The organism is Bacillus sp. NH11B (assembly GCF_001884205.1).
In the GTDB taxonomy this organism is placed as follows: Bacteria; Bacillota; Bacilli; order Bacillales; family Bacillaceae_G; genus Bacillus_A; species Bacillus_A proteolyticus.
Genome location: NZ_MAOG01000141.1, coordinates 253,931 through 265,910 on the forward strand (window position 1 = coordinate 253,931; position 11,980 = coordinate 265,910).

Sequence of the window (11,980 nt, forward strand, 5' to 3'; positions counted from 1 at the left end):
TTATACGTCAAACTCCTTTTCTACGTTAGTTTTCGGACCTTGTTTTATATTTGGAATTACAATTTTTGCTCTCGCACTTGGTGTAAGACCAAACTCAACAGCCAAAGCCTTCATTTGCTCATGTAATTGCTTCTTCTTTGTAAGTAGTGGATGTGGCACTTTATTGGTTTCAGCCGCCTTATTGGTATATTCGACAAGTAGTCCTTCTTCTCGAATAATCTTGGTGCATTCAACATAGTCAGAAAAAGCATCACAATAAGTTGCTAGTGCATTAACATCTATGTTTGTAATAACATCCAACTCCAATAATTCACCTGCAATTCGTTTGAACTCTCTCTTAGCAACTGAATCTAACCATGTTGGTGGTTTTACTTTATCCTTTTTTGCTTGTAACTTCTTTTCAGCCGCTAGCCTTTGATCGATTTCTTCTTTTGTTAGTCGATTTGTATTTCCTTCTAATAAATGTAGATGAATCGGTTTAGCTTTTCTTCCCATGAGAACCACCTCCTTCAGCCGAACCCCCTTTTATGGAATAAAACGAACTTTTTACACGGAAAGCTAGGCGGCGGTCTACGGAGATTCGCCTTTTGCTTTTTCATAGTGGGGGGTTGTTTATGAATTTTTTCTTTCGAATTATTTTCTGTTTTTCTTCTCGTCTTCTTTTGTTTTCTTATTATGGCAAGCATGACAGAGTGTTTGTAAGTTAGATGGTTCTAATCGTTTTGACCAATCCACTCGAATAGGTATGATGTGATCGACTACATCACCTATCTTAATGATGTCCTTGCTTCTACATTGAACACATAGACCATGATCTCTACGATAAATAAGCTCACGCATATCCTTCCACAGTCTTGAGTTGTAGAATGAACGTGAGCTTTTGTTTCGTATGTGTTTGTCATAGTATCTTGTGGTCTCCTGTACTTTGTCTTGATGCTTACTACAATACTTATCCCGTGTTAGTTCATTGCAACCTAAAGACTTACACGACTTGAATGGTTTACTCGGCATCGGAATCGGTATCCTTATACAACTCTTCAATAAACCATGTAATTTTTGGATAAGTAACTGGTGGTAAGGAAACATGCTTATTAGTTTTTATTATCTTATAATCCTTCCCAAGTTCATCTAATGCGCCTATAACACGTAACAATTCTTCTTTATTCTCAATACGCTTCTTGTACATTACCATCACACTCCTTTACTTAGTTCCTTCCATCCTCTTCCTCAACCTTTCCATCTCATCCTCAATAGCAAGATTCTTTTTATTAATCCGTTCATGACACTTTGCAATGTCCGATTGATGCTTACGAACCTTATCGTTCACATATGCAGCAACATGTTCATGGCCACAATGAGGACAGGTAAAGTAACACTTCTCAATACGATTAGGAAGCTGCGCTACTTTCGGTTGCATATTGTAATCTTTATTACAGCTAGAACAATAGACTTGCATCTATCCTCACTCCTTTAGCAAACGGTTCTCGCCCTAATATGTTTGGGCTTACGATCTGTAACCTGCGACTTCATAATATTAGTTACACCACGAGGAAAACTGATTCGTTCTTTATATTTTGGTTCTTCCTCGTACATACAAGCATCTTTAATTAGCTCAACGAATTCTTCGATCTGTTTAGCTGTATTTATAAAAGATTTGCGTAACATATCGAACGCTTCGCCTAGTGTTCCTCCAATAACAACAATTGCAGTTTCCATCCTTCATCCTCCTCCATAATAAAAAGCACCCGAATGGATGCTTTTCTTTCAAATATTCATTTATGCTTCAATTGTGGTACGTGAAGTTTTATTCTTTTTCCAATCACCTAATGTTTTTGCACTCATCTGTGCCTACATTATTAAGGAACTGGAAGAAGAGCAAAAGCTCTTCCCCGTTTACACAACAGATTTTGACTTTGAAATTGAAAACAAGAAACAACATCTCATTCAACTCTCAACCATCACCCATAGCCTAACGATCCATTTGAATTATAAAGGAACGTGAAAAATGTTTTCCGCCACTTCTCACAATACAAATATATCACGTTGATTCCAAAACAACCGGCACATTTCCTGCCAAAAAGCGGTCACGACTCTGCCACTTATTTTAACACCTGTTTTTCTTCAGTTACTCCTAACAATTTTCTGAACTCATCTTCAAGAGAACGCTTTAACCTCGGAATTACAACTAAAATATGTTCCGCTACTACTTTATCCGTATCTCTCTGCGTTGAAATAGTTTCTTCTGTAGTTGGCGTATCATCTCTAGAGGTATATTGATAGAAGTGAGGTACAATCGACTGCATTTGACCTATTATGCCTATAAAGGAATCACATATTCCCTTTGAAAAATAGATTTGATTGACCCTAAAACATTGCGACAAATCATTTGTGTCAGTTACAGCATTAGATACTAACTCCTGCATTTTTTCTGGAGCGATTGTTCTATCGACTGTGCGCTTAATAATGCCTATCGGACCTAATAAATCAAGACCGCTAGATTCTAATTTAACTAATTTGCTATACAGAATTCTTATAGCTTCTGCTCTATCTACATGTAATTTACTAAATTGAATCTGATACTTATCATTAATTTTCTTTAATTCTGATTTATGCTCCTCTAATTGGTCATCAAGGAGTCTTTTAAACTCTGCCTCTCTATTTCTAAGCTCACTTTTATGATCTTCCATCTCATTATTGAGAATCCTTTTAAACTCTTCTTCTCTATTCTTAAGTTCACTCTTATGGTCTTCTTCTCTTATTTTTAGTATATATTCCCACGTTTTCTTTAGAGCAAATACAATTATACCTGTCCCAATTGAGAACACACCTAAACTTCCTAACCATTCAAATCCTTTGTCTAACCAACTTAAATCCACTTAACATACCACCTTTTCATTTCATCCTAAATTAATAATATAATATCCTGATTAACAATTACAGAATGACTTACCCATATCTTATATTTTATGTAACTGTCCCAATCGCTGTATGTCTTGATATCCTTAACTTTATAAGACTTCTTATTTTGAATTACACAATACATAAAAAACGGTTAACTGTAAAAAATGAAAAGAAAAAAAGCCCCTGCCATACAGCAGAGCCAAAGCGAAAAAAGATGACTAGCAACCTCATCATATCCAATCAATATAAACAGTGCAAAACGGTAAAATCGAATTTTCTAAACACATTTCCAAATAATCTCCAATGCAGTTGCGATTAATCGAATCGTATTTAGCCATTTACATACACCTCACTCTTTAGAAAAATAGCTATTATAGAAAAAACACCCATGTAGGGTGTTTTTTCTATAATAGCTATTCAACAATCTCTCTAACTACACTTTTATCTATAATATCTTGAATTTCATCAATTAAACTTCTTAACTCTCTTATTTGAGTATCTCCAGGTTTTGGTTCTTCATTCATTCTTTCAAGAAAATCTATATACCTATTACACATGTGAATATACAAATCAACATCATTTGTACTATGTAACAATTCTGTTAGTAAAATTTCAATTATTTTCGACCTCTCTAGAATACTATCTATCTCTAAAATGGCATTTCCCTTTAGATTTCTTATTCTAGTTTTCATTTCTGTTTCTACTGCTGGTAAATTGTATAAAGTAATAGTACCAGTTGCTATTGGACGTTTAACCTCTTTATTTAAATCATCTTGTATTTCCTGTTCAACTTCTTCGCCAGAGAATAAAGTAATGAATTGTAGAGGGCTTAGAATTTTAAATGTATAACCTTTTGCCTGCCCCCTTGAATAAAACTCCTCAACCAATTCTCTACGCGCTCCCATAACCTGATTATCGTTACTATGTACCCAATCACCTTTTAGATCAGCTGTTACAAATATAACATCCCCCTTTATTTGGCATATATGATCCCAAACAATTAAGTCACCATATTGATTGGATTTTTTTGATTTATCCTTATAACCTGGAGGAATGTTGCTTTCCGATCTTTTTGTCCATTCATCTTCCAGCTGTTGTTCATTCATTAATCCGTCTGGTGCAAAATAGCTTTTTTCAATTATTTCTTTGTAATCTTTTAAAATTAAATCATGGTCAATATAGTCACCCAACGATTGTTGTAATTTCCCTAAACCTTTCACATATTCTTTTCTTGCTTTATTTAGCTCTTGAATACAATTATTATACTTTTCCTCTAGGGCAATAATATCACTGTGATAGTTTTCTAAAATTGCTAATGCAGGAATTGCTTCATTCAAAGGTTTTCCATTACTAATCGCTTTTGGTATGTTACTTATTACATTATGTATTCCACTAGACATTTCAGTGATTTTCCCTGGCCTGTTTTTGGCAAATTCTTTAATAACATGGGCTGGAATTCTTAAACGGTTTTCACCTGATAGCTTTTTCAAAACTTTTAATACGCTTTCAAAAGTCATGTTTTTCCATTGATAGCCCATTAATAATACATTAGTATCTACAACAATTGTTGCAGTATCTTTTATTTCATTTAGTGTTTTAACTTCGATAAATAAATTAGAATATGAATTTTCCATAAAACCACCCTTTTTATACCAAAAATTTAATTCTAATATTAGAATATCATTTTACTCGCTTTATTTAAATATAGAAGCTGTAGTTTTCGCCTTCTAATACTAGAATTGCCTTCATTAAACAAAAATATAAAACCATTAAAAAAAGCATCTATGTACGAGTTGCCCTTTTATTAAAATCTTATATTATTACTATAAATACGATAAATGAAGTTTTATTCTTCTTCCAATCACCTAGTATCAGTACATTCATCTGTTCCAACAATATTAAGTAACTGGAAGAAGAGCAAAACTCTCCTCATTAACGGTATCATTCAATCAGTACCATCTGCTGGTTTCGGATTTTATGTGCCGCAATTTTAAAGCCGTTTAGAATTTTATAAATTACTCTTTGTAAGTAACATTTTTCGCAATTACTCACAATACAAATATAACACGATAATTCCAAAACAACCGGCACATATACTGCCAAAAAACGGTCTCCACTCTGCCAAAAATATTTAATATGGCAATTCACTTAGTTCAGATTTAATAATCGATACATTCAAATCAAATTTTCTACACATTGATTCAACTAATTCTTCAAACCATTTTGGTGCACTTGGCGCAATGTATATATTCTCTATTAATGTTTTTACATCACACTTTATAGACTTCCCGAATTCCACTGGAGATTTCCCATTGTAATCCATACGCCCCTCAATAATTGGGAGTGGTAATTGATGTATAGCTCTTAACTCACACTCATGTTCGAAAGATTTTCTTTTATGTATGTAAGGAAGTACAGCGTTGTCTTCTGGCATCCATTCTGTTTTAAAATCTATATAATTCACTTTACTAACATATATTGCTTCTTCGGCTTGCTCGAATGAGTCTATTAATCTTCCTACATTAGATTGAATAGCGATTCCTTCATGACTTTTTAAGTATAAATCCCACATTGCAGCGGATTCAAAATTATTCACATGCCAACAACTAATCACCATAAATTCTCGAGTGAATTTATTAAAAGTTTCTATTGTACGTTGTATTCGGTCTAATTCTGCTTGATCTCTAATACCCAACTTTTCACTTCTTAACTTTGAATTAGATATTGGATATGTACCTTCAAACAAATCATTAAACTTATCAGATCTCGTAAAGAAAAGTTCATTTGCATCCAACAAACTCATGAATTTTGTAAAATCCATATATCTCCAAATTTTAGTTTTTCTTTCCGGTACTATAAACCCCTGAAGTTCTGTATACATATAATTCCCCCTAAATTATTAAGCTATATTTTATTATTACATATTATAAATTAGTTATCCATATCTTATATTGTGTGTAACTGACCCCTTCGCTGAATCCCTTGCTATCAGTGATTTCATTTAACTTTCTCTTTTAAGTTACACAGTATGAAAATTATGAGTAACTGTAATTGGATACCTCCAGCGTTTTGCAAAATAATCTACGCTATGCGGAAAAACACAATAAGCTGCCCATGTGAACAGCTTATTTACATAATTATCGTTCTCGGAAGTTAAATTTCTCCAAGGTGTGTTACTCAAACTTTCTATAAAAGCGCAAAGTAATTCACAGAAAATGTAACACCATGAATAATTCAGTATGATTCATGGTGTTACATTTTAATAATTTTTTACGAAAAAACATACATAAAAGAATGAAAAAAATCCATATCAAGGGTTTTAGTTTTACGTACACTATGAAAGGAAAATGATTCTATTCAAGGAACTCATGCTAGTAGCCATTTCTGGTGTATATATTCAACACCTACACCATGAATAATTACACGATCAGCCATTGAACTTAAAGTAATATCAAGTTCTAAACAATAGCCAGCTTGTTTTGAATTATCTCCTACCCAAGGAGGATTCCCAGAATTATCGAAGTCAAAAAATGTTATTCCTTGCTGAATACCAGAAGAAAATTGAGTTCCTTGTGGCAAATTAGTAACAGGAAAAGGACTTCCTGCTATTGTAGTTCCTGATCTCTGCTTCATATCCAATTTTGAAATTTTCCCATTTCCTACTGTAGTATAATAAAAATATAAATGCCATAATTTAAATTGTGAATCACCAATAAAAGTAGCTGTTGGTAAAGGGAGAAATAATTGAACTGTTCCTCCCCCATCTGAAGCACCAGTAGCTGCAAAAACTGTGGTTCCATCCAAAGAAGGTTGAACATGTATACCTTTGTTTGTAGCTGAATCATTATCCCACCATCTGTATTGAATAGCTGAACCATGGGTCCATAGTGTGGTACGGCCAGTAGATGACATATTATCACTCCTATTATGTAGTTATATAATCACGAAGTATTATTTGTAAAAAAATAACAAATATACATTCATCATTTTTATTTTACAAAGTAACGTCAATCTACTTAAATTAGGGAACAGTTTACCAATAATCTACCGTATACTTTTATCGAAATTCACCTTGCACTTCCTGGTATAGTTGTTCTTTCTATCTCTTTATGTCGTTTCAATGTAATAGTGAAGAATCCTTACTTGTATATGATATTCATGTATGGTTAACATAACGTCCTATTATCGGTAGCAAAAAAAGGAGGAAACTGTACTCTCACCAAGGAACCTTCTTATTTTGTTCTATGGATCTATGCATTTTTTATACATTCCTATCCTATCGTGGTTTTAGGGTTCTTGTTTGTTACTGGAACTGTATAAAATCTTGCATACTCTTAGCGTGTTTTTTTCCAAAATGTTGCAATACCCTAGATTAAAAAAGAAATAAGCAATGATTAGATTTTAAACCTAGTCATTGCTTTATCCATTGCATCTTGGTTTACACCTATATAACGTAACGTGACCTTCTCTGACGAGTGATTGAATATCTCCATGAGTAATGCTATGTTTTTTGTTTGCAAGTACATATGATAGCCGTACGTCTTTCTCAGCGTATGTGTTCCTATTTCATCTAATCCAAACTCTGCCGCTGCTCCACTTAATATCTTATATGCCATGCTACGACCAATTGGACGATTCCTACCTTGTCTACTTTGTAATAAATACTCATTGTCTTCTCTTTCTTCAATAAACCATTTAAGTTCTCTTTTCAAAGCTGCAGTAATTTGTATTCTTTTCTGCTTCCCTGTTTTCTTTTCCCTCATAGATATATGACTGCCCTTAACATCTCCCACTTTGAGTTTCAAAATATCTGAGATTCTAAGCCCCGTATTAATACCCATAATGAAGAGAATGTAATTACGTAAGCTCTTTTCCTTAAAATACTCTTTAAGCTGCTGTATTTGCTCTGGATCACGTATCGGTTGAACGAAGTTCATTATTCATTACCTCCCGTTTCTTCTGTCTCGTAAACTTCTAATCCAAGTGCAAAAGCAAGTTTATAAAACACCTTAGACTTCCAACGTCGATAAGTGCGCTCAGACATCCCTATTTCGTTATAAACCATGTAATCACATACGTCCTCTTCTTCTAAATAACGTTTATAAATAATATCTCTTTGGATACTTCCAGCACGTCCATTTCCTAATCGATTTAGAAACTGATCAATACGTACTGACATTCTTTCAATCCACTCTTCTCGTTTACTTCGTTGAATATTTTCTATAGCAACATCTTCTAATGGTTTTCCAACTGTATGTGTAGGACCATGCTCACGTATTTCATAAGAAGGAGTGACTTTCATTTCTCTACGCATCATCCCAAATTGTCTATGTATACGTACGCTTTCCAACACACCTTCTAATTCCACTTGTGTCGCTGTTCTATCAATATTTGGTAAGAAAGATAATTGTTTAGTCATGTAAGACCACTCCTTTTTATTTTTAAATTACTTTTGTCTTAAAGCTCCACGTCTGCGTTCATAACGCGGTCCATGAATCCCCATCAAACCTCAATATCACGAGTGCTTAACTTCTCTTTTCGCTTTTTCTTAGTTTTCTTTTTCATTTGATTGGATTGTTTTTTCCACTCTCGTAATCGGTCCTTTAGTGCCTTCATATTTCCCCATCTCCCTTTTCAAAATAAAAAGGACACCTATTCCTAAAACAGCTTTAATTGCTGTTCTAATGAATTGGTGTCCTCTAGTTTTCTAGCCGGACTATATTCTGTTTGCTTTCACTTTAAAATACCAGCTTGTACAAAGATATTACTCATACCTTTTTCCGTTGTAGATAACAAAACCTACTGGATGGTGGGTAAAATGCAAAACTGGATCACCAGGATTTCCAATTGAAGGATATGCATGATTTTTATCAATATAGACTCCCTGTAATTCAATTGGATTACCTGATTCTAGACCACTAATTGGCTCTCCCAAACCCTCGTTATCTCCGTAACGAATAGCACAGAATAGCTCATCTGGAATCGTTGATGCCTCTACACCACTTGCATGTATAACTGATATATTATTAATTAATAGATGATAATGCATTACACCCTTTATTTCTACATCTTTTTCACGCTCTTTTATACTACCTGTAACATGTATAACATGTTTTGTAGTTTCCATACTTCCACTCCTTTTTCTAATTAACGACCTGTCCACATATCTTGCACAATTCCATTTTTAAATAATTCATATGGGAAATAACAATATCCTTTATCTCCCCAGTCTTTTCCCCAGCTGTTGCGAATAATAACCGTTTGCTTATCATCATCATATCCAACAGCACAAACAGCATGTCCTGCTTGGTGACCATCTTCAATAATTACATCATCTGTTCCTGATATAGGAACTATGCCAGTCTTTATAACTTCTTCTGACCTAAAAGATGTTGGTACAGCAAATGAAAGTACAATAACTAATCCATGAGCCAGTGCAGCCTTTAATCCCGACAGATCTTGAATACGATAGTAGGCTCCAATTTTATACAGTGCGGCATCCGATTCAGCCTTTGATGTTGGCTTATCTCTAAAATTTTCAGTATAAGGAAAATCGTCTTCAGGGCATACCCCAATGTTTTTAAGAACATCCATACCATCACGAACACTCGCTCCGCTATCTTCCTGAATATGTCCTTCTATTTCTCGCTCATGATAATATAAAAACAAACGAGATAAGCAAGTAAATGGACGACCTGATTGTAATAATAGGTATTCTCGTAACCCTGAAACAATAGCATTCGCCGTACAAGAACCTATATCCAATTGATTCACTACACTCGACATCTTAGGACGAAGATCGACTTGCGTTGGTAGATCTCCCTCATTACTAAATAAGTAACTCCGAAACATTTTGTCTCTTAAATCAACAGGGTCTTTTCTTACGTTAAGGTATTTTACAATATCCTTGTTACTGGCAAGACTGAAATTTAATTCATTTGAACTCATATGCAGAAATCCATCCTTTCTTTATATCTAGATAATTCATTCGTTTTCTATACTTAACTTAAAAATTAACAATTATACCTTTTTAATTTTAACTTCAGTTACATTTAAAGTATCCGAATATTTATCTATTTATCTTTTGATTATCAACTCTCTTCAATTTCTGTTCTCAATTTATCTCATAACTACTTGAACTCTATATCTTTTTTCTTCCTTGTTTGTTTCGATTGCTTTTTCCACTCACGTAATTGGTCATTTAGTACCTTCATATTTCCCCATCCCCTTTTTAAAATAAAAAGGATACCTATTCCTAAAACAGCTTTAATTGCTGCTTTAATGAATTGGTGTCCTCTAGTTTTCTAGCCGGACTGTATTTTGTTTGCGTTCACTTTAAAATACCAGCTTGTACAAAAATGTTTCTCCAAGCTTTATTGACTTGATACTTCTCCACCTCTTTTGCACAACGAGTAATTGCTTTTCTTACTTTTCTTTTCTTCAAAGTTTTCATTCTGCCAACCTCACTTTCTATTAAAAGGATTATTTTATTAGGTTTTCTAACAACCTTCATTTTTAAATTTTCAGATCCAGATGCACATCTAGACTCATACACCATATGTTAATTTAAACACTTCCTAAGAAAGCAGGTGAAACCTATGCCATCTGTTGTTGGAAATCTGGTTGTACAAAATAGTAACGGTTCTTTCAACTTAGGTGATTTTTATAACGTTTCTCCAAAGGAAAATACAAAAGCTTATAATGGTTCAGGTTCATCAAATGTTGCTTTTGTTGCCAATACCTTTAGCGGTGTTAGTGCAACAAACACATACGATTCTGATATTGCAGACCAAAATCAAGTTGGAACAGTCTAAAATTAATCATTTCCCTCTACCCCCTGAATAAAACTCAATATTCCGTCAATACTGTAGACAACCCATTAAGTTACTTTCTCCTTGTTCCCCCTTGGAGAACCGAGCAGTTAGCTTTTGCTATCTGCTCTTTTTTACATATACTAATTAATTAACACAAGCATATTTCAGAAAAATTTCGTATTATGGTGTATTCCTTTCTTTTTAAAAACGAAACTCGTCACGAGAGCACTTCATAAAAGTGCTCTTTTGGTATTTCGAATACATACAAAATGAAATTTTTATTTAAATGTGTTCACCTTCCATATAGGACAAACATAGAATAAATGTACAAGACATAGTTTTTAATGGATCGTGTACAAAGAGCATATGTATACGATTTTTTTATGAAAGTTTTTTTACCCAATTGCATTTTCGCGCAATATTAATATATATAAATCTATAATTATATTTAAATACCAGTACATAAGCCGTTTCTAGTATTTAAGCACGTCATAGAATACACTATAGGACAAGTTTTCTCACAATCTAGTCCTAATAAAATTGAAAAGGAGGTGAATACCAAATGGCTATCGTACCTCCATTTATCGCTTCTAGAAGATTTACATCTACACTAGGCGCAGGAACAGGGACAGGTGCTGCGTTTGCGATTGCTGCTACAGCTTGTCTAAATGATGCTGGTGTTGCTGCTACAGCATTCCCTACTTTTACGTATTATAATCTCTATGTAAACGGTGTATTACAGCCAGGTTCGAATTCTAGTGTTACTACGGGTCCAACTGGAGCTATCACAATCCCAGGCGGAGACACATTAGATTCGGGAATTCCAATCACTGTTGAGTTTATCGTAACTTAATCAACATCTTTTGTTTTTGGACAGATTTCTTTATTAGGAAATCTGTCCTTTTTTTAACTAATAGTAATGAATTGCAGAATAATTGAAGCTCCCTGCACTGGAGCCTCAGGGGCTAACAAAGTTAACTGTCCAGTTACAACCTGGTACGAAGATAGTGGCTGAAGAATTCCGTTTATAAATAAATTAATATAGGAAACATCACTTGGTGACAATATCTGTGTTGTCCCATATTGAGGGAAGCCATCAGCATTTGTATAGACAAGTTTTTGTCCGTTTGAAAAAGTAAAATACAATACATTTGTCGTTTGTATTGCTCCAACTGGACCCGTTATTCCAGTTGGACCTGTTACCCCAGTTGAACCTGTTATTCCAGTTGGACCTGTTACCCCAGTTGAACCTGTTATTCCAGTTG

17 protein-coding genes are annotated in these 11,980 nt (G+C 34.0%); 2 read left to right on the forward strand and 15 right to left on the reverse strand.

The window, feature by feature from the left end; genetic code table 11:
- The 14 genes from BAU27_RS27720 to BAU27_RS27785 all read right to left on the reverse strand — a co-directional run bounded on the left by BAU27_RS27720 (nucleotide 1) and on the right by BAU27_RS27785 (nucleotide 10,354).
- Nucleotides 1–504: a phage terminase small subunit P27 family gene (locus tag BAU27_RS27720; RefSeq protein ID WP_175546572.1), complete on the reverse strand. Its 504-nt coding sequence runs from the start codon at nucleotides 502–504 to the stop codon at nucleotides 1–3.
- Nucleotides 505–633: 129 nt separating this feature from the next.
- On the reverse strand, nucleotides 634–1,011 hold the full coding sequence (locus BAU27_RS27725; protein WP_071772665.1) for an HNH endonuclease: 378 nt from the start codon (nucleotides 1,009–1,011) through the stop codon (nucleotides 634–636).
- Nucleotides 1,001–1,186 carry a hypothetical protein gene (locus tag BAU27_RS27730; protein WP_071772666.1) on the reverse strand — a complete coding sequence of 62 codons (186 nt, stop codon included), beginning with the start codon at nucleotides 1,184–1,186 and terminating at the stop codon, nucleotides 1,001–1,003. Before BAU27_RS27730 ends, BAU27_RS27725 begins: the two co-directional genes overlap by 11 nt.
- A 15-nt stretch (nucleotides 1,187–1,201) precedes the next feature.
- Nucleotides 1,202–1,456, reverse strand: coding sequence for a hypothetical protein (locus BAU27_RS27735; protein ID WP_071772667.1), 255 nt, complete (start codon nucleotides 1,454–1,456; stop codon nucleotides 1,202–1,204).
- A 14-nt stretch (nucleotides 1,457–1,470) separates the two neighbouring features.
- The gene (locus BAU27_RS27740) at nucleotides 1,471–1,716 is read right to left on the reverse strand and encodes a hypothetical protein (RefSeq protein WP_071772668.1); all 246 of its coding nucleotides are present in this window, start codon (nucleotides 1,714–1,716) and stop codon (nucleotides 1,471–1,473) included.
- A gap of 383 nt (nucleotides 1,717–2,099) precedes the next feature.
- A complete protein-coding gene (locus tag BAU27_RS27745) occupies nucleotides 2,100–2,876 on the reverse strand; it encodes a hypothetical protein (protein WP_071772669.1) in 777 nt (258 codons plus the stop codon).
- A 438-nt stretch (nucleotides 2,877–3,314) separates the two neighbouring features.
- The gene (locus tag BAU27_RS27750) at nucleotides 3,315–4,535 is read right to left on the reverse strand and encodes a PIN-like domain-containing protein (RefSeq protein ID WP_071772670.1); all 1,221 of its coding nucleotides are present in this window, start codon (nucleotides 4,533–4,535) and stop codon (nucleotides 3,315–3,317) included.
- A 497-nt stretch (nucleotides 4,536–5,032) separates the two neighbouring features.
- Nucleotides 5,033–5,782 carry a hypothetical protein gene (locus BAU27_RS27755; protein ID WP_071772671.1) on the reverse strand — a complete coding sequence of 250 codons (750 nt, stop codon included), beginning with the start codon at nucleotides 5,780–5,782 and terminating at the stop codon, nucleotides 5,033–5,035.
- A 485-nt stretch (nucleotides 5,783–6,267) separates the two neighbouring features.
- Nucleotides 6,268–6,813 carry a hypothetical protein gene (locus BAU27_RS27760; protein ID WP_071772672.1) on the reverse strand — a complete coding sequence of 182 codons (546 nt, stop codon included), beginning with the start codon at nucleotides 6,811–6,813 and terminating at the stop codon, nucleotides 6,268–6,270.
- Nucleotides 6,814–7,295: 482 nt separating this feature from the next.
- On the reverse strand, nucleotides 7,296–7,838 hold the full coding sequence (locus tag BAU27_RS27765) for a site-specific integrase (protein WP_071772673.1): 543 nt from the start codon (nucleotides 7,836–7,838) through the stop codon (nucleotides 7,296–7,298).
- The gene (locus BAU27_RS27770; protein WP_071772674.1) at nucleotides 7,838–8,320 is read right to left on the reverse strand and encodes an ArpU family phage packaging/lysis transcriptional regulator; all 483 of its coding nucleotides are present in this window, start codon (nucleotides 8,318–8,320) and stop codon (nucleotides 7,838–7,840) included. The genes BAU27_RS27765 and BAU27_RS27770 overlap by 1 nt, the downstream gene beginning before the upstream one ends.
- 345 nt (nucleotides 8,321–8,665) lie before the next feature.
- A complete protein-coding gene (locus BAU27_RS27775; protein WP_071772675.1) occupies nucleotides 8,666–9,028 on the reverse strand; it encodes a hypothetical protein in 363 nt (120 codons plus the stop codon).
- A 20-nt stretch (nucleotides 9,029–9,048) separates the two neighbouring features.
- Complete coding sequence (locus tag BAU27_RS27780) at nucleotides 9,049–9,849, reverse strand: C1 family peptidase (RefSeq protein ID WP_071772676.1); 801 nt, start codon at nucleotides 9,847–9,849, stop codon at nucleotides 9,049–9,051.
- A 382-nt stretch (nucleotides 9,850–10,231) separates the two neighbouring features.
- Nucleotides 10,232–10,354, reverse strand: a complete 123-nt coding sequence (locus BAU27_RS27785; RefSeq protein ID WP_071772686.1) for a DUF3983 domain-containing protein — start codon at nucleotides 10,352–10,354, stop codon at nucleotides 10,232–10,234.
- 145 nt (nucleotides 10,355–10,499) lie between these two features.
- Here BAU27_RS27785 and BAU27_RS27790 point away from each other — a divergent pair, with 145 nt between their 5' ends.
- Both BAU27_RS27790 and BAU27_RS27795 read left to right on the forward strand, forming a co-directional pair.
- The gene (locus BAU27_RS27790; RefSeq protein WP_071772677.1) at nucleotides 10,500–10,715 is read left to right on the forward strand and encodes a spore germination protein; all 216 of its coding nucleotides are present in this window, start codon (nucleotides 10,500–10,502) and stop codon (nucleotides 10,713–10,715) included.
- 562 nt (nucleotides 10,716–11,277) lie between these two features.
- Entirely contained in the window at nucleotides 11,278–11,568 is a 291-nt protein-coding gene (locus tag BAU27_RS27795; protein WP_071710018.1) for a DUF4183 domain-containing protein, read from the forward strand.
- A gap of 53 nt (nucleotides 11,569–11,621) precedes the next feature.
- Here the strand turns inward: BAU27_RS27795 and BAU27_RS27800 are convergent.
- The coding region (locus tag BAU27_RS27800; protein ID WP_139254696.1) for a DUF4183 domain-containing protein at nucleotides 11,622–11,980 on the reverse strand (359 nt) is incomplete at its 5' end.

What these genes read in the sequence shown, in the direction of transcription:
- BAU27_RS27780 (WP_071772676.1), bottom strand. Translation starts at nt 9,849, where the DNA reads ATGAGTTCAAATGAATTAAATTTCAGTCTTGCCAGTAACAAGGATATT.
- BAU27_RS27730 (WP_071772666.1), bottom strand. Translation starts at nt 1,186, where the DNA reads ATGTACAAGAAGCGTATTGAGAATAAAGAAGAATTGTTACGTGTTATA.
- BAU27_RS27785 (WP_071772686.1), bottom strand. Translation starts at nt 10,354, where the DNA reads ATGAAAACTTTGAAGAAAAGAAAAGTAAGAAAAGCAATTACTCGTTGT.
- BAU27_RS27795 (WP_071710018.1), top strand. Translation starts at nt 11,278, where the DNA reads ATGGCTATCGTACCTCCATTTATCGCTTCTAGAAGATTTACATCTACA.
- BAU27_RS27770 (WP_071772674.1), bottom strand. Translation starts at nt 8,320, where the DNA reads ATGACTAAACAATTATCTTTCTTACCAAATATTGATAGAACAGCGACA.
- BAU27_RS27760 (WP_071772672.1), bottom strand. Translation starts at nt 6,813, where the DNA reads ATGTCATCTACTGGCCGTACCACACTATGGACCCATGGTTCAGCTATT.
- BAU27_RS27725 (WP_071772665.1), bottom strand. Translation starts at nt 1,011, where the DNA reads ATGCCGAGTAAACCATTCAAGTCGTGTAAGTCTTTAGGTTGCAATGAA.
- BAU27_RS27735 (WP_071772667.1), bottom strand. Translation starts at nt 1,456, where the DNA reads ATGCAAGTCTATTGTTCTAGCTGTAATAAAGATTACAATATGCAACCG.
- BAU27_RS27775 (WP_071772675.1), bottom strand. Translation starts at nt 9,028, where the DNA reads ATGGAAACTACAAAACATGTTATACATGTTACAGGTAGTATAAAAGAG.
- BAU27_RS27765 (WP_071772673.1), bottom strand. Translation starts at nt 7,838, where the DNA reads ATGAACTTCGTTCAACCGATACGTGATCCAGAGCAAATACAGCAGCTT.
- BAU27_RS27790 (WP_071772677.1), top strand. Translation starts at nt 10,500, where the DNA reads ATGCCATCTGTTGTTGGAAATCTGGTTGTACAAAATAGTAACGGTTCT.
- BAU27_RS27755 (WP_071772671.1), bottom strand. Translation starts at nt 5,782, where the DNA reads ATGTATACAGAACTTCAGGGGTTTATAGTACCGGAAAGAAAAACTAAA.
- BAU27_RS27740 (WP_071772668.1), bottom strand. Translation starts at nt 1,716, where the DNA reads ATGGAAACTGCAATTGTTGTTATTGGAGGAACACTAGGCGAAGCGTTC.
- BAU27_RS27750 (WP_071772670.1), bottom strand. Translation starts at nt 4,535, where the DNA reads ATGGAAAATTCATATTCTAATTTATTTATCGAAGTTAAAACACTAAAT.